Below are 20,135 nucleotides of genomic sequence, written 5' to 3' on the forward strand. Positions count from 1 at the left end.
TGCCCCAAATCCGGCCGGGACAACCGGCGCGATGGGCCAGACGCGAGGGGCGGGCGATGATGGATCGGACGATGGGCCTTGGCCCGGGCATCAGGGGCGCGCGGGCGCTTGTGTCGGGGCTGGCAGTTGCGGCTGTCCTGGGAACCGCGGGCCCGGCTGCGGCCGTGGTCTACAACGAGGTGCGTCTGGAAGGCGCGCAAGGGGTGGATGCGGAAACGGCGCTGTCCATCGCCAACATCCGGCGCGGATCGGACCTGTCGCTGGGCGACCTGAACGACGCACAGCAGCGCCTGCAGCAGTCGGGCCTGTTCGAGACGGTCGAGATCGTGCCGCAGGGCCGCACTCTGACCATCCGCGTCAGCGAATATCCCACGATCAACGTCATCAGCTTCGAGGGCAACCGCCGCATCAAGGACGAGCAGCTGAGCCAGATCGTCGGCTCGCAGTCGCGCCGCGTCTTCTCGCCCAGCCAGGCCGAGGAGGACGCGCAGGCCATTGCCGCCGCTTACGCCAGCGAAGGCCGCTATGCCGCCCGCGTCGATCCCCGCGTGATCCGCCGCCCCGGCAATGCCGTGGACCTGGTCTTCGAGATCCGTGAAGGCGACCTGACCGAGATCGAGCGCATCGGCTTCACCGGCAACCGGGCCTTTTCCGACCGCCGGTTGCGCAACGTTCTTGCGACCAAGCAGGCCGGCATCCTGCGCAACTTCATCCGCCGCGATGTTTTCGCGCCCGAGCGGACCCAACTGGACGAGCAGCTGCTGACCGACTTCTACCGTTCGCGCGGCTATGCCGATTTCCGCGTTCAGGCCGTCGCCCCCGAGGTCACGCGCGAACGCGACGCCTTCTACGTCACCTACAACATCTACGAAGGCCCGCGTTACGCCTTCGGCAATGTGAACGTGATCAGCGAGGTTCCGGGCCTGGCCGCGGATCCCTACGTGGCGCAGAACCGGGTCCGGCCGGGGCAGGTCTACAGTCCGCAGGCGGTCGAGAACACGATCCGCCGGATGGAAGCGCTGGCGATCCAGCAGGGCGCCGACTTCGTCAACTTCGAGCCGCGCGTCACGCGCAACCCGCGCAACCAGACGCTGGACCTGACCTTTGCCCTGACCCGCGGCCCCAAGATCTTCGTCGAGCGCATCGACATCGAGGGCAACACCACCACGCTGGACGAGGTGATCCGCCGCCAGTTCCGCACGGTCGAGGGCGATCCCCTGAACCCGCGCGAGATCCGCAACTCGGCCGAGCGCATCCGCGCCTTGGGCTATTTCGCCGACGCGCAGGTGGAAACCCGCGAAGGGTCCAGCCCGCAGCAAGTCATCGTGGATGTCAACGTCGAGGAACAGCCGACCGGCAGCCTCGGCTTCGGCGCAAGCTACGGCGCCAGCCAGGGCGTGGGCTTCAATGCCTCGCTGTCGGAAACGAACTTCCTCGGCCGCGGCCAGACGGTGAACCTGTCCTTCTCGACCGCCAGCGGCTCGCAGGGCTTCGACTTCACCTTCATCGAGCCCGCCTTCCTGGACCGCGACCTGCGCGCCCGGTTCTCGACCTGGTACCGGACCTCGGATTACGAGAACGCCAAGCTGAACACCCGCAGCGTCGGCTTCTCGACCGGGCTGGAATTCCCGGTCAGCCCGAACGGGCGGCTGGAACTGGGCTATCGCCTGAGCAAGGACAAGCTGTTCGACGTGGACCCCGTCGAGATCAGCCCCGAGACGGGTGAGTTCATCGGCTCGTCCCCCATCCTCGTGAGCGAGCAGGGCGAGCGTGTCACCTCGGCCCTGGGCTACACCTACAACTATGACACGCGCGGCACGGGGCTGGACCCGCTGACCGCCTGGAAGCTGCGCTTCAGCCAGGATTTCGCGGGCGTCGGCGGCGACGTCGAATCGGTGACCACCACGATGCTGGCCGGCGTCGAAAGCCGCGCCTGGCGCGAGGAGGTGGCCCTGCGCGCCGAGTTCGAGGCCGGGGCGCTGGTCATGCTGAACGACACGGAAAGCCGCATCACCGACCGCTTCCGGGGCAGCGGTCGCATCCGGGGCTTCGAGGCGAACGGCTACGGCCCGCGCGACCTGAACGCGCCGAACGAGGATGCGCTGGGCGGCAACTTCTTCTGGGCCGTCCGGGCCGAAGCCCAGTTCCCGCTGGGCCTGCCCGAGGAATACGGCATCAGCGGCGGCATCTTTGCCGACGCGGGCTCGGTCTGGGGGCTGGACAACGCCGAAGGGTATAATCGCGACACCAACGACCGCGACGGCGACGGCAACCGGACCGAGTTCGTGGACGGCACCGTCGATGACGGCATGAAGGTGCGCGCCTCGGTGGGCGTTTCCCTGTTCTGGACGACGCCCGTGGGTCCGCTGCGCTTCAACCTGTCCAAGGCGGTGAAGAAAGAGGACTACGACGAGGACCAGCCTTTCGACCTGTCGATCTCGACCCGGTTCTGATGCGCCGGAGGGCGGGACAGGCGCGAGGGGCCGTTCTGCTGGCCGCCCTGCTGGGGGCAGCGCCGGTTCTGGCGCAGGATCTTCCGCTTTCGCCAGCGCCGCAGGCGCCGAGTCCTTCCGCAGCCCCGTCGGACGCCGGGGGTCTTGCAGGGCCTGACCTGCCGCCGCCGGGCAATCAGCAGTCCCGACAGGGCGCGCCGTTGCGGGTGGCGCCTCCGGCCGGCGCGCTCGACGGGGCCGTGCAGGCCTTGGGGCGCGCCGTCCTGACCGTGGATCAGGAGGCGATGTATCGCCGGTCCCGCTGGGGGCTGCGGGCGCAGGCCGAGCTTGCCGCCCAGTCCCGGCAGGTCGCGGCCGACAACGACCGCGCCTTTGCCGACCTCGTCGCCGACGAGGATGCGCTGACCGCCGCCCGTGCCACCCTGTCGCCGGACGAATTCCGCGCCCGCGCCGCCCGCTTCGACGAACGGGTGACGGCGGTCCGTGCCGAACGGCAGGCGGCGCTTGAGGCCTTGACCGAAACGGCCGAGCGCGACCGCGCCCTGTTCTTCCAGGCCGCCGCGCCTGTTCTGGGCCGCGTGATGGCCGCGCGTGGGGCGCTGGTCGTCTTGGACCAGCGCACGGTGCTGATCGCGGACGAGCGGATCGACGCCACCGCCGCCACTATTGCCGCGCTGGATGCCGAGCTGGGCGACGGGCGCGAGATCATCGCCGCTGCCGAACGTGCTCAGGCCGAGGGGGCAGAGAAGGAGGGATCGAGCGATCCTGTCAACAGGCCTGCCTCTGGAGCCGAACGGGCGCCCCAGGGCACGCCCTGACGGTGGAGCGGGGAGCCGACCTGAACCCGATCGCCCTGCCGGGGCAGCGGATCGGGCTGCTGGGCGGATCTTTCGATCCGGCCCATGCGGGGCATCTGCACATCACCGAGATGGCGCTGCGCCGCTTCCGGCTGGACCGGGTGTGGTGGCTGGTCAGCCCCGGCAACCCGCTCAAGGTCCACGGCCCCGCGCCCTTGGCGGAGCGTATCGGGGCGGCGCGGCGGATCGCGGACGACCCGCGCATCGTCGTCACCGGGATCGAGGCCCGGTTGGGCACCCGCTGGACTGCAGACACCATCGCGACGCTGAAGGCGCGCTTTCCCGGTGTGCGCTTTGTCTGGCTGATGGGATCGGACAACCTGATCCAGTTCAGCCGCTGGGACCGCTGGCGGGGCATCGCCGCGCAGGTGCCGATCGGGGTGATCGCCCGCCCCGGCTCGCGTACGCCCGCCCGGACGGCACGGGCCGCGCGCATCCTGGAACGCTGGCGCCTGCCGCAGCACCAGGCGGGCTGGCTGGCCGACATGACGCCGCCTGCCTGGGTCCTGATCAACGTGCCGATGACGGCGCTGTCCTCGACAGCGATCCGTTCGGCCCGGCGGAAGGCCGCCGAGCGCCCTGATGCCGGGGCGCCATTGGCTGGCCTCGGGCCCTGATCACGGGCCCAGCCTTGCCAAGGCTTCGCGGCATTTGATACGGACGGCCAAGAAAGCCGGAGGAACCATGGCCGAGACCGAGCGCAACCCCGCCCCCCACGGCTCTGCCGACCTCGCCCTCATCAAGCGGATCATCCCGCATCGATACCCCTTCCTGCTGATCGACAAGGTGCGCGACATCGTGCCCTTCGAAAGCGCGGTGGGGATCAAGTGCGTGACGGCGAACGAGCCCCATTTCCCCGGCCATTTCCCCGACCAGCCGATCATGCCGGGCGTGCTGATCGTGGAAGCGATGGCCCAGACGGCGGCGGTCGTGGTGGGCATCAGCCTCAACGTCATCGACAAGCCGCTGCTGACCTATTTCATGGGCATCGACGGCTGCAAGTTCCGCCGCATGGTCCAGCCGGGCGACGTGGTCGAGCTGCACGTCACTGTCAAGCGCCCCGGCGGCAAGATCTGGAAGTTCACGGGCGAAGCGAAGGTGGACGGGCAGGTCTGCGCGCAGGCCGAGTTCACCGCCATGATGGACCTGCGCAGCGACCCGTCGGATGGCTGAGACCGCGATCCATCCCTCGGCCATCGTCGAGCCGGGGGCCGTTCTGGGCAATGGCGTCCGCATCGGCCCCTTCTGCCATGTCGGCCCGCAGGTGCGGCTGGGCGACAGGGTCGAGCTGAAATCCCATGTCGTTGTCGCGGGCGACACCGAGATCGGTGCCGAGACGGTTGTCTTTCCCTTTGCCTGCATCGGCGAGGTGCCCCAGGACCTCAAGTTCCAGGGCGAGCGGACACGACTGGTAATCGGCGCGCGCAACCGCATCCGCGAGTATGTGACGATGAATCCCGGCACGGCGGGCGGCGGCGGGCTGACGCAGATCGGGGACGACGGGCTGTTCATGGCCTGCAGCCACGTGGCCCACGACTGCCGGATCGGCAACCGCGTCATCCTGGTCAACAGCGTGGCCGTCGCAGGGCATTGCGTGCTGGAAGACGAGGTGATCGTCGGCGGGTTGTCGGGCGTCCATCAGTTCGTCCGCATCGGACGGGGCGCGATGATCGGCGCGTTGACCATGGTGACGGCGGACGTGCTGCCCCATGCGCTCGTGTCGGGGCCGCGGGGGCAGATGGAGGGGCTGAACCTCGTGGGCCTCAAGCGGCGCGGCGCGGGCCGGGCCGAGATCGCGGCGTTGCGCGAGCTGCTGGCGCTGCTGGGCGCAGGATCCTTCCGCGAGACCGCGCGGCAGCAGTCCGAAGGCGAGGTGACGCCGATGGAGCGCGAGGTTCTGGACTTCATCCTCGGGCCCAGTGAGCGCAGCTTCCTGCGCCCGCAGGGTTGAGCGGGCGATGAGCCGGACCGCCATTGTCGCAGGGCAGGGCGCGCTGCCGGGGCTGGTGGCCGAGGCGCTGGACGCGCCCCTTGTCTACGCTCTGGAGGGCTTTGCGCCGGCGATCCCGGCCCAGGCCTTCCGGCTGGAACGGCTGGTCCCGCTGCTGGACGCCATGGCTGACGCCGATGTCAGCCGTGTGGTCTTCGCGGGCGCGGTGCGGCGGCCCCGGCTTGAGCCCGAGATGTTCGACCCCCGCACCGCGACGCTGGTGCCGCGCTTTCTGGGCGCGATGCAGTCGGGCGACGACGGTGCCCTGCGCGAACTGATCTCGATCTTCGAGGAATGGGGCTTCGAGGTCGCGGGCGTGGATGCGATCCGCCCGGACCTGGTGCCCGGCCCCGGCGTGCTGACGGGCGAGCCTTCTGCCGCCGACCGGACGGATGCGGCAAGAGCGGCCGAGATCCTTGCCGCGACAGGCCCCCTGGACATCGGGCAGGGTTGCGTGGTTGCGCAGGGCCTGTGCCTGGCGCTGGAAACCCTGCCGGGGACCGAGGCGATGCTGGAGTTTGCCGCCCTTCACCAAGGGCTGCGGCCGGATGCGCGTGGCGCGAAGGGAGTGCTGTACAAGGCGCCCAAGCCCGCGCAGGACCGGCGTATCGACCTTCCTGCGATCGGGCCGGACACGGTGGCCCAAGCGGTGCGGGCCGGGCTTGCCGGGATCGCCTGGGCGGCGGGCGGCGTTCTGCTGCTGGACCGCGAGGCGACCCTCGCTGCGGCAGAGGATGCGGGGCTGTTCCTGTGGGCAATGGAGTGACGGAGCATTCGAGTCACGAGGAAGTCCCTGCTGCTCTGACCTTGCGGGCGGGGGCATGAGGGCCTTCCTGATCGCGGGCGAGCCCTCGGGCGACCGCTTGGGGGCCGCGCTGATCGCAGGGCTGCGCGAGCTTGACCCCGCTCTTGAGGTCCGGGGCATCGGCGGCGAGGGCATGGCGGCGCAGGGCCTGGAAAGCCTTTTCCCCATGTCCGAGCTGAGCCTGATGGGCATCTGGGAGATTCTGCCGAAATACCGCGCGCTCAAGCGCCGGATCGCGCAGACGGCGCAGGCGGTGATCGACGCGGCACCCGATGTGCTGGTCACCATCGACAGCCCCGATTTCGGGCTGCGGGTCGCGCGGATCGTGCGCGCGGCCGCGCCCCAGATCCGCACCGTGCATTACGTGGCGCCCTCGGTCTGGGCCTGGCGCTCGGGGCGGGCGGCGAAGATGGCGCAGGTCATCGACCATGTGCTGGCGATCCTGCCCTTCGAGCCGCCGCTGATGCAGGCGGCGGGCATGAGCTGCGACTTCGTGGGCCACCCCGTCGTGGCCGAGCCGCTGGCCTCGCCGGCCGAAGCGGCTGCCTTCCGTGCACGCCATGGCATCGCGGGGGATGCGCCGCTGGTCCTGTGCCTGCCGGGTTCGCGGCGGGGCGAGGTCGAGCGGCTGGGCCCCCGCTTCGACGAGGCGCTGATGCGACTGCGCGACCGCGTGCCCGAGATGCGGGTCGTGCTGCCGACCGTGCCGGGCGTGGCGGACATGGTGAGGGGGATGGTCCGGCGCTGGCCGACTGCCCCCGTCGTCGTGCAGGGCGAGGCGGACAAGCGCGCCGCCTTCGCCGCCGCCGATCTGGCGCTGGCGGCTTCGGGGACGGTCAGCCTGGAACTGGCCGCCAATGGCGTGCCCATGGTGATCGGCTACGACATGGCGCCGGTCAGCCGTGCCCTGATCGGGATGCTGCTGAAGACCGACACGGTGACGCTGGTGAACCTTGTCAGCGAGACCCGCGTCGTCCCCGAGTTCCTGGGGCGGCGCTGCCAGCCGGGACCTATGGCCAACGCGCTGCTGCGCCTGCTGGACGACGCGGACGCGCGAGCCGAGCAGATGGCCGCCATGGACCTGACGATGCAGCGGTTGGGCCGCGGCGGAGAGCCGCCCGGCTTGCGGGCGGCCCGTTCGGTGATGGGGGCCGTTACAGCGCGGCGGTGACGATCACCTCGACCTTGTAGTCGGGGGTGGCCAGCTTCGCCTCGCCCGTCGCGCGGGCCGGGCAGTGGCCCTGCGGCACCCAGGCGTCCCAGACGGCGTTCATCTCGGCGAAGTCGGCGATGTCGGCCAGCCAGATCTGTGCCTTGAGGATGCAGGTCTTGTCCGTCCCCGCTTCCGCGAGCAGGCGGTCCACCTGGGCCAGCACTTCCCGGGTCTGGTCAGCCACGCTGTCGCCGGGGTTGCCGACCTGTCCGGCTAGGTAAACCACGCCGTTGTGGATCACCGCCTCGCTCATCCGGGTTCCGCATTCGATCCGCTTGATGTCCGCCATGTTCATGCTCCGTTGATGAGGCGCCAGAAGAATAGCGCCGTCATGCCGAAGCCGACGACGGCGATCAACCCGCGCAGCACCGGAACGGGAATGCGCCGCGCGACGGGCGCGCCCCCCAACCCGCCCGCGATGGCGCCGATGGCAAGGACCAGGCAGGGCAGCCACGCGATCTGACCGCCCACTGCGAAGATCACCAGGCTGATGGTGGACAAGGCGAAGGACAGCCAGGTCTTGAGCCCGTTCATCGTGTGGATGTCGGTCATCCCCCACAGTGAGAAGAGCGCAAGCAACACGATGCCGAGGCCGCCGTTGAAATAGCCGCCGTAGATCGCGACCGGCAGCAGCGTGCCCGCGCCGAAGGCCGTGACGCCCCCCCGGAACCGCGAGGTGAAGGCATGAAGCCGCGGCCCCGCCAGGAAGATCAGCGTCGCCGCCAGCAGCAGGAAGGGCACGATGGCCGCGAAGGTTTCGTTCGAGGACACCAGCAGCAGCGCCGAGCCGAGGGCGCCGCCGACCAGCGTCCAGATCGTCAGCCGCAGCATGATGTCGCGCGGGATGAGTGCCACCTCGCGCCGGAAGCCAAGGGTGGCGGCAAGATAGCCGGGCAGGGCGGCCACGGTGCTGGTGGCATTGGCCATGACCACCGGCACGCCGGTGAAGACCAGCGCGGGGAAGACGATGAACGTGCCCCCTCCTGCCACGGCATTCAGCATCCCGCCGAGAAACCCGGCGACAAGCAGCAGAAGATAATCGGTCACGTCGCACCCTTGGCTGAAGTCGCGGCAAGGGTGGCGGGACGGCACCCGAACGGCAAGCGCGAGGCCCGCGCGTTTCCGCTGGGCGAAACTTCAGGCGATCAGGGGAATGGAGCGGGTGAAGGGAATCGAACCCTCGTCGTAAGCTTGGGAAGCTTCTGCTCTACCATTGAGCTACACCCGCGACGCGTTTCCGATAGCGCGGGCCGCAGCGCCGGTCAAGCTCAGAGCAGCCCCATCTCGGCCAGCTCGCGCGCAAGTTTCGGCGGCAGCGGCGATTCCGCCGCGCGGCCGGCGGGCAGGTCGGGCGGCGCGTCCGCGGGCGTCAGGTAGCGCCAGCCCTGAAACGCACGGCGCGGGACAGCCGAGACGCGGATCACCTCGCGGTCCAGGATCAGGGCGCAGCGGGTGATGTTGTCGCCGCCCGTCCGCTGCTGCAGGTCCAGGATGCGCTGGCGCGCCAACATGGTGCCCTTGAAGACCCAGTAGATCGAGCCGCCGGCCAGCAGCTCCTCGGCCCGTTTGGGCCACATGCGGGTGATGTGCTCGGCCGGGCCGTCGCCGAAGCGTTCGGCCTGCCAGCGTTCCAGCGACTCGGGGTGGGGGGCGCCCACGCAAAGCTTCATCATGTGCAGGGAGGGGGTGGTCATGGCGGCGATATAGGCGACGCCCTCAAAGGTTAACAGGGGCCGGACGCCGCAGGGTTGCGGGTGCCGGGGCGAGGGCGTAGCAGCCTTGGGGAAAGGATATTCCCATGACCACCGACACCGTTCGGGCGTCGCGCCGGCTGCCGCAGGGCGAGCTGATCGCGATGCTCGCATTCCTGTTCGCCACCGTCGCATTCTCGATGGATGCCATGCTGCCCGCGCTGCCCGAGATCGCGGCGCAACTGACGCCCGACGACGTGAATCGCGCGCAGCTGATCCTGACCAGCTTCATGGCCGGCATGGGCCTGGGCACGTTGTTCGCGGGCCCCGTTTCGGACGCAATCGGGCGCAAGCCCGCCATGGCGATTGGCTTCGCTGTCTATCTCGTGGCCTCGGCGGTGGCGCTGTTCGAGAATTCGCTGGAACTGCTGCTGGCAGCGCGTTTCGCGCAAGGTTTGGGCGCGGCCGCGCCCCGGATCGTGGGCACGGCCCTGGTGCGCGACCTTTATTCCGGCCGCGAGATGGCGCGGATCACCAGTTTCATCATGATGGTCTTCATGATCGTGCCGGCCCTTGCCCCGCTGATCGGCGTCGGCTTCATCCGCCTGATGGGATGGCACGGCGTCTTTGTCGGCTTCATCCTGTTCGGCGCGATCGGCTGGCTGTGGCTGTCCCTGCGCCAGCCCGAGACGCTGCCCCCTGTCGCGCGCCGCCCCCTGCAGGTCGGGACGCTGTGGACCGGGGTGCGCGAGGTGCTGTCAGACAGGCAGGTGGTGCTGAGCACCATCACCATCTCCCTGGGATTCGGGCAGATGTTCGCGCTGCTCTCCTCTGCCCAGCAACTGTTCGGGGAAGCCTACGGCAAGGGCGGCCAGTTTCCCCTGTGGTTCGCGGCCATGGCGATCCTGGCGGGGACGGGCACGCTCATCAACTCGCGCCTGGTGATGCGCATCGGGATGCGCCGGATCGCGCGAGGGGCCTATGCGGTCCAGATCTGGGTGTCGGCGCTGTTCCTGCTGCTGCTGATGACGGACGTGCTGCCCGAAAGCCTGCGCTTCCCCGTGTTCTTCCTCTGGGCCGTGGGACTGTTCATGATGGCGGGGCTGACCTTCGGCAACCTCAACGCCATGGCCATGCAGCGGATGGGGCATATCGCGGGGCTGACGGCCTCGGTCGTTTCGGCCATCTCGACACTGGGCGCGGTGGCCATCGCGGCGCCGGTGGGGCTGGCCTATGACGGCACGGCGATCCCGGTCGCGTTGGCGGCGGTGATCTGCTCGACCCTGGCCTGGCTCATCATGGGCCGGATGAAGTGAGCGGTTGACTCTGCTGTCCGCGCCTCTATAAGCGCCGCTTCCATTGGTGTTGGTGGACCCCGCAAGGGGAAACCTGTCGCCCCGGAAGGGGAGAAGGACAACGCCCTTCATTTCGTGACGAAGGAGATCAGCGGTGACGAAACGCACCTCTGCCAAGTACAAGATCGACCGCCGCATGGGCGAAAACATCTGGGGCCGCGCCAAGTCCCCGGTGAACAAGCGGGAATACGGCCCCGGCCAGCACGGCCAGCGCCGCAAGAACAAGCTGTCGGATTTCGGCACCCAGCTGCGCGCCAAGCAGAAGCTCAAGGGCTACTATGGCGACCTGACCGAAAAGCAGTTCCGCCGCATCTTCTCGGAAGCCGAGCGCCAGCGCGGCGACACGGGCGAGATGCTGATCGGCCTGCTCGAGCGTCGCCTGGACGCCGTGGTCTTCCGCGCCAAGTTCGTGCCGACCATCTGGGCCGCGCGCCAGTTCGTGAACCACGGCCATGTCACCGTGAACGGCCAGCGCGTGAACATCGCCTCGTACCGCGTCAAGGAAGGCGACGTGATCGCCGTCCGCGAGAAGTCGCGCCAGTTGGCCATCGTGCTGGAAGCCGTGGGCCTGGCCGAGCGTGATGTCCCCGACTACATCGAGGTCGACCACAACAAGATGACCGCGACCTTCGTGCGCACCCCTGCGCTGGGCGACGTGCCCTACGCGGTGCAGATGGAACCGAACCTGGTCGTCGAATACTACGCCCAGAACTGATCCGGTTCCTGCGGGTTTTCGGAAAGGCCGTCCTTCAGGGCGGCCTTTTTGTTTTATTTGTCTTTGCAATACTTTTGCCCGAGCTGTCCTGCTGCCTTGGAGGGTTCGAGGGTCGTTGACAGCGGCCCCAGAGGGTCCGAAGGGTGCGCCATGATTTCTGCGCCCGCGAACACCGATCCCGCCACGCGCCCGGACGATGCCCTGATCGTGGACGTGCCGGGTTTCGACGGCCCACTGGACCTGCTGCTGACGCTGGCGCGCAGGCAGAAGGTGGACCTGATGCAGATCAGCGTCCTTGCCCTGGCCGAACAGTACCTCGCCTTCATCGAACAGGCCCGCAGCCTGCGGATCGAACTGGCGGCGGATTACCTCGTTATGGCGGCCTGGCTCGCCTATCTGAAATCCCGACTTCTGCTGCCGCCCGAGCCCGAGGCTGCGGAGCCCTCGGCCGAGGATCTCGCCGCGCACTTGGCCTTTCAACTGGAGCGGCTGAACGCCATGCGCGAGGCGGCGGCGCGGCTGATGGGGCGTGCACGGCTGGGACAGGACCGCTTTGCACGGGGCGTCCCGGAAACCGTGGCGCGCGTCCGCTCGGTCACCTGGAAGGCGGGGCTGATCGATATCCTGCAAGCCTATGCCCGCCTGCGGACCCGTGACGAGTTCCGCCCCTACGCCTATGACCGCCGCGACATCTGGACGCTCGAGGATGCGCTGGACCGCATGCGGCGGCTGATCGGCCATGCGGGCAGCTGGACCGACCTCGCCCGCTTCCTGCCCGCGGGATGGGAGGATACGCCCGCCCGGCGACGCTCGGCCGCCGCCGCGACCTTTGCCGCTTCGCTGGAACTGGCCCGGCAGGGCCGCGTCGAATTGCGGCAAGGCGGCGCCTTTGCCCCTATCACCCTGCGTGCGCGATGAGCGGGCCATCCTTCCCGCCGCCCCTCGACCAGCAGGAGCGCATGGTCGAGGCGCTGCTGTTCGCCTCGGCCCAGCCGATGACCCTGCGCGACTTGGCCGCGCGCCTTCCGGCGGGCTCGGACCCGTCCGAGGCGCTGCGTCGGCTAAGGGCGCGCTACGCCGGCCGGGGCGTTGAGCTTGAACGGGTTGGCGACGCCTGGGCCTTCCGTACCGCCGCGGACCTTGGCTTCCTGATGCAGGAGGAGGTGGTCGAAGCCCGACGCCTGTCCCGCGCCGCCACTGAAACACTGGCGATCGTGGCCTATCACCAGCCCGTCACCCGCGCCGAGATCGAGGAGATCCGCGGCGTTGCCGTCAGCCGCGGCACGCTGGACCAGTTGATCGAGACCGGCTGGGTCCGCCTTGGCCGCCGCCGGCAGACCCCGGGCCGCCCGGTCACCTTTGTGGTGACCGAGGCATTCCTGGATCATTTCGGACTTGCCAGCACCCAGGATCTGCCCGGACTGGCCGAATTGCGTGCGGCGGGCCTTCTGGACAACAGGCCGGCGGGTCTTGCGGGAAGGACGGAGGCCACCGATATTCCGCGCGATGAGCCGGGGGATGATCTCTTCGGCGACTGAGGACTGCTGCATGAACCTGAACGGACTTTTCGGCCCCATCGGCCGGATGCTGACCCGCCGGCTGATGAACTGGGGGATGAACAAGGGCATCGACCTGGCCACGCGGCGGACCGGCGGCGCCACGGCGGATGGCAAGCCTTCGCCCGCGGCCGCCAAGCAGGCCAAGGCCGCGCGCCAGGCCGTCAAGCGCGCCCGTCAGGCCGCCCGCATCACGCGCAAGCTGCGCTGAGCCTCAGCCCTGCCGGAACTGCTTGGCGAGCTTCAGGCCCTGCCCCTGGTAGTTCGAGGCGATGCCGTGGCCATAAAGCCGCTCCGGCGGGGCGCTCATCCGTTCATAGACCAGGCGCCCGACGACCTGCCCGTGTTCCAGCGCAAAGGGCGCCTCGTGGCAGCGGACCTCCAGCACCCCGCGCGCGCCTGCACCCGTCGGGCCGTGGCCGAAGCCGGGATCGAAGAAGCCCGCGTAATGGACCCGGAACTCGCCCACCATCGCCAGATAGGGCGACATCTCGGCGGCGTGATCCGGCGGGATCGAGACCGTTTCCCGGCTGACAAGGATGTAGAAGGCGCCGGGGTCGAGGATCAGGCGCCCGTCCTCGCCATGAAGCTCGTCCCAGAAATCCCGGGCGGCATAGCCGCCGATCCGGTCGAGGTCGATGACACCGGTATGCGGACGGGCGCGATAACCCACCAGAGTGCCGGCGACCGGGCGCAGGTCCACCGAGAAACCCAGGCCCTGGTCGATCAGGGGCTCGCCATCGACAAGGGGCTGCGCGGCGTGCAGCGCGGCCAGCGCGGCGTCGTCCAGGACGGCATGGCCTTGCCGCAGGCGCAACTGGTTCAGCCGCATCCCCGGACGCACCAGGACGGAAAAGCTGCGCGGGCAGATTTCGGCGTAAAGCGGGCCGTCGTAGCCGGCGGGCAGGCGGTCGAACTCGGTCCCGTCGTCGGTGACAAGCCGCGTCAGCAGGTCGAGCCTCCCGGTCGAGGACTTGGCGTTCGCCACCGCCTCGATCCCTTCGGGCAGGGTCAGGCGTTCCAGCAGCGGGACCAGGTAGACGCAGCCCTTTTCCAGCACCGCGCCATGGGTCAGGTCCATGCGGTGCATCTCGAAATCGGCCAGCCGGTCCGCCACGCTGCGGCCGCGCCCTGCGAGGAACGAGGCTCGCAGCCGCCAGGCGGTCGTGCCAAGGCGCAGGTCGAGGCTGGCGGGTTGCACCTGGTCGGGGGTGAAGTCGATGGGCGCTCGGATCGCGCCATCCTCGATCAGCTTGCGCAGCGCGCTGTCGGGAAGAACGCCGTTCATCTCAACACGCCTCTGCCAAGCCCTTGATTGTCAAACGCCCACCCCGAAGGGTGGGCGTTTCGTGATGGTCGGGCCGGCGAGATTCGAACTCGCGGCCTTCCGCCCCCCAGACGGACGCGCTAACCAGACTGCGCCACGGCCCGACGCGAGCCGTATAGATCGAAGCCGAGGGGCTGCACAAGGGCCTCTGGGGCGATTTCCGCACAAGGATCAGGAGCGGTCGTCCTGAAGCCGCCGCAGGGCGTCATGCAGGGGACGCGCATCGGGGGGCAGGGGATGTGCGCGCGCGCGCAGGGCCGCGGCGGTGGTGGTCAGCCGGTCGAGCCAGGCGGAGCAATCCTGGGGCGGGGCGGGTTCCACAGCTTCCGCCGAGCCAGGAGCATCTGCGGTTTGCTCGTCTGTGCTGACTGGGGGCGACAGTGCGGCGCCCTCCATGACCTCGGACCCGTTGGTTTCGTGGTCGGCCACCTGCCCGTCCTGACGCGGCAAGGCAGAGCCTGTCGGGCAATGGGCTTCCCCTTGGACCCTGGCCGCACCGCCGGCCTGCCCCGTGGTCCGCTGCGCCCTTGCCCGAGGTGCGGCCTTGCGCCTGCCGGTTGCTTCCGCGGCCTTCTGATCGGCAGCGGCTTCCAGCCGCAGGCGGCCGCGTTCGCGCAGGGCCGCCCCCTTGTCCAGCGCAATCAGGCGCTGGGCGCCACGGATGGTCAGGCCCTCCTCGCGCATGACCTCGCACAGCCCCGCTGCCAGCAGCAGGTCGTCAGGCCGGTAATAGCGCCGCCCGTCGGGACGACGGACGGGCGCGAGTGCCGGGAACTGCGTTTCCCAGTAGCGCAGCACATGGGTGGCCACGCCCACAAGCCGCGCAACCTCGCCGATGCTGCGGAAGGCCTGCGGAGATTTCATGCGGCGCCTATTTGTTCCCCGCCGCGACGCGTTCTTTCATAAGGTGCGACGGGCGGAAGGACAGAACGCGGCGAGGGGTGATCGGGACTTCCTCGCCCGTCTTGGGGTTGCGGCCGATGCGCTCGTTCTTGTCACGCACCGAGAAGGTGCCAAAGGACGAGATCTTGACCTGCTCGCCCCGCACCAGGGCGTCCGAGATATGGCCCAGCACTCTTTCGACCAGCTGCGCGCTTTCGTGGCGGGACAGCCCCACTTCCCGGAACACCGCTTCGGCCAGGTCCATTCGGGTCAGCGTCTTTTCGCTCATGCGCGGGCCTTTCATTCGTCACAGATTGTTGTCCCGGAGTCTGCAAGTCAACCATGCCGAGACCGGTTCGTTCCAGATTTGGTCGAGGGAAAACCTTTCAGGACAACCCTCTTGCGCGGCTTTCGGGCACGGGCAAGTGGTTCTTGCCCTGCGGGCGAACTTGCCTACATCCTTCAGGTGCGACGGCTGGAAGCGGGAGAGCGTGGAATGGCGGGTGGCTGGGCGACGGACGGCGCGGTCAACGAGCAGATCGAGGTCAGCACCCAGGAGGCCCTGGCGCGGATGCGGCTGCGTAACCGTGCGGGAGGCGAGAGCCTGCCGGAATGCGCCGATTGCGGAGAGCCCATCCCCGAGGCGCGCCGCCTTGCGCAGCCCGGCGTCAAGCTGTGCATCTCCTGTCAGTCCGAGGCTGACCGCGTGCTCCGGCCCACGGGCGGGATGAACCGCCGCGCATCCAAGGACAGCCTGCTCAAGTAGGGCGGCTGTTTGTATCGCGCCAAGCGGGGCTGATTGCGCCCGTAACGGGCGCCTATGCGCTGCCTGCCGCGGCAAGGCGGTCCTGCACCAGTCCGCTGATCCGGGCGAGGTCCGCCGCCAGTGCCCGGCCTGCGGAATGATCGCGCGCCAGCGCCGTCGCGGCCTGTTCCAGCGGCTCGTCTCTCGCGGATCGCGCGACGCCTGCAAGGAAGCGGGCGATATAGTCGATCGCGCCGGTGTCCGAGGACGAGGCCAGCACCTCGGCCACATGCGCAAGGTCATCGCGCAGCGCGCCCGGATCGGGATGCACCGTTTCCTCGCTGACCATGCGCAGGCCGGTCGGGCGCGCCTCTGGCGGCAGGGCCGACAGGATCGCATGCTGGAAGTGCGCCAGGCTTTCGACCGGCTTGCCGATGAAGCCGTCGGCACCTGCCGCCAGCGCCTCGGCCTCGTTTTCCGGATCGCCCGAAAGGCCCAGCACCACGGGCACGCGCGGCGACATCGCGGCAAGCTGCGCGATCAGTTGCGCGCCGCTGCCATCGGGCAGGCCCATGTCCACGATCACCACGGCGGGGCGATAGATCTGCAGGTGGCGGGCCGCCGTGCGGAGGCAGTCGGCGCGGCGGATGCGCGCGCCCGAGCGCAGGCAGAGAAGGCGCATCGCCTCGGACGCGAAGCGCGAATCCTCGACCACAAGGACGGTCAGCCCCGTCAGCGGCCGGCCCGGCGGCGCGGCGCGCCACAGCGGAATCTCATCGTGAACTGCGGTGGTGTTCCGGTGCATGGCGGCGTCCCCTCGAATCGCGCATGTGACCAGGCTACGCCCGCCTTCCTAATGCGTGGTTAATGGCTTCGGACTTTCCCTTGGCCCTTGCGCCGACTAGATAAGGCCCAACGCAAGGAGGCCCTCATGATCGGACGCCTGAACCATGTCGCCATCGCCGTGCCCGACCTCGAGGCCGCGGCGGCGCAATACCGGGACACCCTGGGCGCGGTCGTCCGCGCGCCGCAGGAAGAACCAGATCACGGGGTGACCGTCGTCTTCATCGAGCTGCCGAACACCAAGGTCGAGCTGCTGCATCCCCTGGGCGACAACAGCCCGATCCAGGGCTTCCTGGACAAGAACCCGTCGGGCGGCATCCACCACATGTGCTTCGAGGTCGAGGACATCCTGGCCGCCCGCGACACGCTGAAGGCGCAGGGCGCCCGCGTCCTGGGAACCGGAGAGCCGAAGATCGGCGCCCATGGCAAGCCCGTGCTGTTCCTGCATCCCAAGGATTTCAACGGCTGCCTGATCGAGCTGGAGCAGGTCTGATGACCCTCACCGGCGGGCTGGTCCTTTTCGCGACGCTGTTCTTCCTGGTCATGTTCCTGCTGCTGCCGATCGGTCACCGCAGTCAGGAAGAGGCGGGTCAGGTCGTGCCCGGCACGCCGGTGGGCGCGCCCGAGCGCCCGATGCTCGGGCGCAAGGCGATCTGGGCGGCGGTGATCGCGGCGGCCATCGTGGGCGGGATCTGGCTGTTCCTGGACGCGGGCTTCATCACCCGGCAGGAGATGATGAACTTCAACCGCGTTTCGCGCTGACGATGTGGAACAGGTGGGTGTAGGCCGCAGCGGCCAACACCGGCACCACGATGTTCAGCAGCGGCACCGTCAGCAGCAGCGCGATGCCGATCCCCAGGGCCGTGACCGCACCGCCCCGGTCGCGCCGCAGCGCATCGGCCCCTTCGGCCGGCAGGTGGCGGCGGGCGGCCATGTGGAAGAACTCGCGCCCCAGCAGCCAGCCGTTCGCGCCATAGAACAGGACCGGCGCCAGAGGGCCGACAAAGGGCGTCACCACCAGCACCGCGATGCTGACCAGCACGACCGCGCCCAGCACCACCAGCGAATCGCTCAGGCCTTCAAGGAAGCCCAGACCACGCCCGCGCGGATAAAGATGCGCGGCCTCGACCCGTTCCGAAACCTGTTCGGAAAACAGGCCCGCGAAGCTTGCCGCGACCGGCGCGGCAAGAAACAGGCTCATCAGCGGAAACAGCGCAAGCGAGCCCCAGGACAGCGCCTCGCCAATGGGAACACTGCCGAGCCAGGGCAGCGAGATCGACTCGGGTCCCCAGGCGCGCAGGGCCCAGAAGGCCAGCACCTGAAGCGCGATGAACAGCCCCAGCGTCAGCGCCACCCCCGTCGCCACGACCGCGAAGATGCGCGGACGGAACAGGTCAAGGATGCCCAGCGCCAGCGCCCGGACAGCAGAGATCACAGGAACACCGTCTTCGAGGGCACGTCAGGCCGGGGCCGGTCCGGAACCTCGCCCGTGCGGCTGCCGATGTGGATCATGCCGACGACGCGCTCGCCCTCGCGCACGCCCAGGTGCGCGGTCGAGAAGGCCGCGTCCGTTGCCGGGCCCGACAGCCAGGCCGCGCCCCATCCCGCGCCCAGCGCTGCGTTCAGCAGCGACAGACAGACTGCGCCCGCCGACAGCTCCTGTTCCCAGCGGGGGATCTTGGGGCTGTCCACCGGTGCAGACACGACTGCCACGATAACGGGCGAGGCGAAGGCGCTGGCCGCCTTTTCCGCTGCCGCCTCGTCCCCGCCGTTGTCGCGGACATGCTGCGCCAGCAGAGGCGCAAGGCGGTCGAGCGTGTCGCGTTCCAGCACCACAAAGCGCCAGGGCTCCAGCTTGCCGTGATCGGGCACCCGCGCGGCGATGGTCAGAAGCTGCATCAGCTGCTCGCGGTCGGGACCGGGGCCGGTCAGCGTCTTGGGCGGATGCGAGCGGCGGCGGCTGAGGAACTCGAGGACGTCGGGATTGCTGGTCTGCATCGGTCTGCTCCGCTGGGGCCGGGTTCGGGCAAAGCCATAGCCGTCGGAAAGGCGCAGGGAAAGCCGCGGTTGACCCGGACGATGCAGGGCGGCAGGCAGAATCCCATGAGCCGCCCGCCCGACCTGTCCACCCTCGTCCAGCCCGGCGCCCGCATCGCGGTGCGCGTGACGCCGCGCGGGGGACGCGATGCGCTGGTGCTGGACGAGGGGGGTGGGATCCATGTCCGCGTGACCGCCCCGCCCGAGGACGGCCGCGCCAATTCCGCCGTCCGCAAGCTGCTGGCGCGCGCCCTGGGCATCGCGCCCTTGCGCCTGACGCTGGTGGGTGGTGCCACCTCGCGCAACAAGTTGTTCCGGATCGACTAGCCGCGTTCCAGCCGATAGTTGCCTTCGGGCAGGTTCAGCGCCGCGCGCAGCTCGTTCAGCTGTTCGATCGTCAGGACGATGCGCGAAACGCCGTCGCCCCCGGGCTCCATCTGCTCGATCACGATGCGGTCGTCGAAGGACAGGATCACCACGTCCTCGTTCAGCGGGCGGGTTCCGGGCGGGGCCTCGTCGACCAGGGTGATAACTGTCGCGTCGAAGTCGTGCTCGATGGTGAACATGGGCGATCCCCGGCGAGTGTTGCGCAAGAGGCAACATTCGCGTGAGACCGGGGCGCCGGCAAGCCCGTGGCTTTGCAGGAAGGCGGCTTCGTCGATAGATTGCGCCCGACAGGCAGGCATTTGGGACAGCGTGGACGACATGACGATGAAGCCGATGGCAGCCAGCGATGCGACGGTCCGCCCGTGGAAGGCCCTGTCCCTGGCCGTGGCGGCCGCGTCGGTGCTGGCCGGCTGCGCCGTGCAACCGGGCGTTCCGCTGCCGGCCGAGGGCGTTCCCGCCGCCTCTGCCGCGGTGATCCGGGCCGCTGCGCCCATCTACCCGCGCACGCCCCAAGGCGCGGCGATGACCTTTGCCGCCGTGATCCGCTCGATGGAGCCGGTGATCGAGAATGAATGCGTCCAGCGCCGTCGCTCGCCCATCAACTGCGATTTCCAGTTCGTGGTGGACGACCGCCCGGGGCTTGAGCCCAATGCCTTCCAGACGCTGGACCGCACCGGCCGCCCGATCATCGGCTTCACCCTGTCCCTGATCGCGGTGGCGCAGAACGCGGACGAACTGGCCTTCGCGGTCGGGCACGAGGCCTCGCACCACATCCTCAACCACATCGACCAGCGCACGGGCGCGGCGACGGCGGGGGCTGCGATCCTGTCGGGCATCGTCGCGGCCTCGGGCGGGGACCCGGCCTCGGTCCGGGCAGCGCAGCAGATGGGCGCCTCGGTAGGCGCGCGCTATTATTCCCGCGACTGGGAGCTTCAGGCCGACTACCTCGGCGCGATCGTGGCACTGAACGCGGGCTACGACCCGGTCCGGGGGGCCGAGTTCTTCGCCCGCATCCCCGATCCGGGCGACAAGATCCTAGGCACCCACCCCTCGCGCGCGCAGCGGCAGGCGAGGGTGGCGCAGGCCGTGGCGGACGTGTCCGCGGGCCGGGCGCGCTAGGGACGACCGGCGCCTGCACGTCCGCGTGGTCCGTGTTCATGGGGCCCGACAGACGAGCGGCCCGACGTCTTCTTCTTTGCCCAAATATCCCGCGGGATCGTCATATATGACGATGGGGGCGCGAAGCCCCCGGTGCGGCGGTTCAATCCGGCTGTCCGGC

At 69.3% G+C, this 20,135-nt stretch carries 27 protein-coding genes and 2 tRNA genes; 17 read left to right on the top strand and 12 right to left on the bottom strand.

Going from position 1 to position 20,135, the window contains the following annotated elements; genetic code table 11:
* The first annotated feature begins 56 nt into the window (after positions 1-56).
* The 7 genes from bamA (at position 57) to lpxB (ending at position 7,276) form a co-directional block, all read left to right on the top strand.
* Entirely contained in the window at positions 57-2,453 is a 2,397-nt protein-coding gene (gene bamA / locus ACFFII_RS00315; protein WP_377696885.1) for an outer membrane protein assembly factor BamA, read from the top strand.
* A gap of 206 nt (positions 2,454-2,659) precedes the next feature.
* Positions 2,660-3,271 carry an OmpH/Skp family outer membrane protein gene (locus ACFFII_RS00320; RefSeq protein WP_377696886.1) on the top strand — a complete coding sequence of 204 codons (612 nt, stop codon included), beginning with the start codon at positions 2,660-2,662 and terminating at the stop codon, positions 3,269-3,271.
* 2 nt (positions 3,272-3,273) lie between these two features.
* Positions 3,274-3,927, top strand: coding sequence for a nicotinate-nucleotide adenylyltransferase (locus ACFFII_RS00325; RefSeq protein ID WP_377696887.1), 654 nt, complete (start codon positions 3,274-3,276; stop codon positions 3,925-3,927).
* Positions 3,928-3,994: 67 nt separating this feature from the next.
* On the top strand, positions 3,995-4,483 hold the full coding sequence (fabZ, locus tag ACFFII_RS00330) for a 3-hydroxyacyl-ACP dehydratase FabZ (protein WP_377696888.1): 489 nt from the start codon (positions 3,995-3,997) through the stop codon (positions 4,481-4,483).
* Positions 4,476-5,261 (top strand): acyl-ACP--UDP-N-acetylglucosamine O-acyltransferase, encoded by a 786-nt coding sequence (gene lpxA / locus ACFFII_RS00335; protein WP_377696889.1) that lies wholly within the window; start codon positions 4,476-4,478, stop codon positions 5,259-5,261. The genes fabZ and lpxA overlap by 8 nt, the downstream gene beginning before the upstream one ends.
* Before the next feature lie 7 nt (positions 5,262-5,268).
* Positions 5,269-6,066 (top strand): LpxI family protein, encoded by a 798-nt coding sequence (locus ACFFII_RS00340; RefSeq protein WP_377696890.1) that lies wholly within the window; start codon positions 5,269-5,271, stop codon positions 6,064-6,066.
* Between the two features lie 55 nt (positions 6,067-6,121).
* Positions 6,122-7,276, top strand: coding sequence for a lipid-A-disaccharide synthase (lpxB, locus tag ACFFII_RS00345; protein ID WP_377696891.1), 1,155 nt, complete (start codon positions 6,122-6,124; stop codon positions 7,274-7,276).
* Here the strand turns inward: lpxB and ACFFII_RS00350 are convergent.
* The 4 genes from ACFFII_RS00350 to ACFFII_RS00365 all read right to left on the bottom strand — a co-directional run bounded on the left by ACFFII_RS00350 (position 7,260) and on the right by ACFFII_RS00365 (position 9,012).
* Positions 7,260-7,607 carry a RidA family protein gene (locus tag ACFFII_RS00350; RefSeq protein ID WP_377696892.1) on the bottom strand — a complete coding sequence of 116 codons (348 nt, stop codon included), beginning with the start codon at positions 7,605-7,607 and terminating at the stop codon, positions 7,260-7,262. The genes lpxB and ACFFII_RS00350 overlap by 17 nt on opposite strands.
* A gap of 2 nt (positions 7,608-7,609) precedes the next feature.
* Positions 7,610-8,365, bottom strand: coding sequence for a sulfite exporter TauE/SafE family protein (locus ACFFII_RS00355; protein ID WP_377696893.1), 756 nt, complete (start codon positions 8,363-8,365; stop codon positions 7,610-7,612).
* Between the two features lie 107 nt (positions 8,366-8,472).
* Positions 8,473-8,546: transfer RNA gene (locus ACFFII_RS00360), tRNA-Gly, on the bottom strand.
* A gap of 40 nt (positions 8,547-8,586) precedes the next feature.
* Positions 8,587-9,012: a DUF1489 family protein gene (locus tag ACFFII_RS00365; RefSeq protein ID WP_377696894.1), complete on the bottom strand. Its 426-nt coding sequence runs from the start codon at positions 9,010-9,012 to the stop codon at positions 8,587-8,589.
* A 104-nt stretch (positions 9,013-9,116) separates the two neighbouring features.
* Here ACFFII_RS00365 and ACFFII_RS00370 point away from each other — a divergent pair, with 104 nt between their 5' ends.
* The 5 genes from ACFFII_RS00370 (at position 9,117) to ACFFII_RS00390 (ending at position 12,846) form a co-directional block, all read left to right on the top strand.
* Positions 9,117-10,325 carry a multidrug effflux MFS transporter gene (locus tag ACFFII_RS00370; protein ID WP_377696895.1) on the top strand — a complete coding sequence of 403 codons (1,209 nt, stop codon included), beginning with the start codon at positions 9,117-9,119 and terminating at the stop codon, positions 10,323-10,325.
* Between the two features lie 133 nt (positions 10,326-10,458).
* Positions 10,459-11,079, top strand: coding sequence for a 30S ribosomal protein S4 (gene rpsD, locus ACFFII_RS00375; protein ID WP_090757048.1), 621 nt, complete (start codon positions 10,459-10,461; stop codon positions 11,077-11,079).
* A gap of 150 nt (positions 11,080-11,229) precedes the next feature.
* Positions 11,230-11,997 (top strand): segregation and condensation protein A, encoded by a 768-nt coding sequence (locus ACFFII_RS00380; RefSeq protein WP_377696896.1) that lies wholly within the window; start codon positions 11,230-11,232, stop codon positions 11,995-11,997.
* Positions 11,994-12,617: an SMC-Scp complex subunit ScpB gene (gene scpB / locus ACFFII_RS00385; RefSeq protein WP_377696897.1), complete on the top strand. Its 624-nt coding sequence runs from the start codon at positions 11,994-11,996 to the stop codon at positions 12,615-12,617. Before ACFFII_RS00380 ends, scpB begins: the two co-directional genes overlap by 4 nt.
* 10 nt (positions 12,618-12,627) lie before the next feature.
* Positions 12,628-12,846, top strand: a complete 219-nt coding sequence (locus tag ACFFII_RS00390) for a hypothetical protein (RefSeq protein ID WP_377696898.1) — start codon at positions 12,628-12,630, stop codon at positions 12,844-12,846.
* A 3-nt stretch (positions 12,847-12,849) separates the two neighbouring features.
* On the opposite strand, the gene ACFFII_RS00395 is transcribed toward ACFFII_RS00390, so the two are convergent.
* From ACFFII_RS00395 to ihfA, 4 genes are all read right to left on the bottom strand, one after another.
* On the bottom strand, positions 12,850-13,923 hold the full coding sequence (locus tag ACFFII_RS00395; RefSeq protein WP_377696899.1) for a 2'-deoxycytidine 5'-triphosphate deaminase: 1,074 nt from the start codon (positions 13,921-13,923) through the stop codon (positions 12,850-12,852).
* Between the two features lie 65 nt (positions 13,924-13,988).
* Positions 13,989-14,066, bottom strand: a tRNA-Pro gene (locus ACFFII_RS00400).
* Between the two features lie 67 nt (positions 14,067-14,133).
* Positions 14,134-14,826, bottom strand: coding sequence for a MerR family transcriptional regulator (locus ACFFII_RS00405; protein WP_377696900.1), 693 nt, complete (start codon positions 14,824-14,826; stop codon positions 14,134-14,136).
* Positions 14,827-14,833: 7 nt separating this feature from the next.
* The gene (gene ihfA, locus ACFFII_RS00410; RefSeq protein ID WP_377696901.1) at positions 14,834-15,133 is read right to left on the bottom strand and encodes an integration host factor subunit alpha; all 300 of its coding nucleotides are present in this window, start codon (positions 15,131-15,133) and stop codon (positions 14,834-14,836) included.
* Between the two features lie 207 nt (positions 15,134-15,340).
* Here ihfA and ACFFII_RS00415 point away from each other — a divergent pair, with 207 nt between their 5' ends.
* Complete coding sequence (locus tag ACFFII_RS00415; protein ID WP_377697017.1) at positions 15,341-15,610, top strand: DksA/TraR family C4-type zinc finger protein; 270 nt, start codon at positions 15,341-15,343, stop codon at positions 15,608-15,610.
* A 52-nt stretch (positions 15,611-15,662) separates the two neighbouring features.
* On the opposite strand, the gene ACFFII_RS00420 is transcribed toward ACFFII_RS00415, so the two are convergent.
* Positions 15,663-16,394: a response regulator gene (locus ACFFII_RS00420; protein WP_377696902.1), complete on the bottom strand. Its 732-nt coding sequence runs from the start codon at positions 16,392-16,394 to the stop codon at positions 15,663-15,665.
* A 126-nt stretch (positions 16,395-16,520) separates the two neighbouring features.
* On the opposite strand from ACFFII_RS00420, the gene mce reads away from it, so the two are divergent.
* Both mce and ACFFII_RS00430 read left to right on the top strand, forming a co-directional pair.
* The gene (gene mce / locus ACFFII_RS00425) at positions 16,521-16,925 is read left to right on the top strand and encodes a methylmalonyl-CoA epimerase (RefSeq protein ID WP_377696903.1); all 405 of its coding nucleotides are present in this window, start codon (positions 16,521-16,523) and stop codon (positions 16,923-16,925) included.
* Entirely contained in the window at positions 16,925-17,194 is a 270-nt protein-coding gene (locus tag ACFFII_RS00430; protein WP_377696904.1) for a DUF1467 family protein, read from the top strand. Before mce ends, ACFFII_RS00430 begins: the two co-directional genes overlap by 1 nt.
* On the opposite strand, the gene ACFFII_RS00435 is transcribed toward ACFFII_RS00430, so the two are convergent.
* A complete protein-coding gene (locus tag ACFFII_RS00435) occupies positions 17,175-17,867 on the bottom strand; it encodes an EI24 domain-containing protein (protein WP_377696905.1) in 693 nt (230 codons plus the stop codon). The genes ACFFII_RS00430 and ACFFII_RS00435 overlap by 20 nt on opposite strands.
* The gene (locus ACFFII_RS00440) at positions 17,864-18,430 is read right to left on the bottom strand and encodes a nitroreductase family protein (protein ID WP_377696906.1); all 567 of its coding nucleotides are present in this window, start codon (positions 18,428-18,430) and stop codon (positions 17,864-17,866) included. The genes ACFFII_RS00435 and ACFFII_RS00440 overlap by 4 nt, the downstream gene beginning before the upstream one ends.
* Positions 18,431-18,535: 105 nt before the next feature.
* Here ACFFII_RS00440 and ACFFII_RS00445 point away from each other — a divergent pair, with 105 nt between their 5' ends.
* The gene (locus ACFFII_RS00445) at positions 18,536-18,796 is read left to right on the top strand and encodes a DUF167 domain-containing protein (protein ID WP_377696907.1); all 261 of its coding nucleotides are present in this window, start codon (positions 18,536-18,538) and stop codon (positions 18,794-18,796) included.
* On the opposite strand, the gene ACFFII_RS00450 is transcribed toward ACFFII_RS00445, so the two are convergent.
* Positions 18,793-19,035: a DUF8831 family protein gene (locus ACFFII_RS00450; RefSeq protein ID WP_090755727.1), complete on the bottom strand. Its 243-nt coding sequence runs from the start codon at positions 19,033-19,035 to the stop codon at positions 18,793-18,795. The two genes, ACFFII_RS00445 and ACFFII_RS00450, sit on opposite strands and share 4 nt — an antisense overlap.
* Positions 19,036-19,174: 139 nt before the next feature.
* Between ACFFII_RS00450 and ACFFII_RS00455 the strand changes: the two genes are divergently transcribed.
* Positions 19,175-19,975 (top strand): M48 family metallopeptidase, encoded by an 801-nt coding sequence (locus ACFFII_RS00455; protein WP_377697018.1) that lies wholly within the window; start codon positions 19,175-19,177, stop codon positions 19,973-19,975.
* Positions 19,976-20,135: the final 160 nt, after the last annotated feature.

Origin of the sequence: Paracoccus niistensis (assembly GCF_042432925.1) — a bacterium.
Lineage (GTDB): Bacteria > Pseudomonadota > Alphaproteobacteria > Rhodobacterales > Rhodobacteraceae > Paracoccus > Paracoccus niistensis.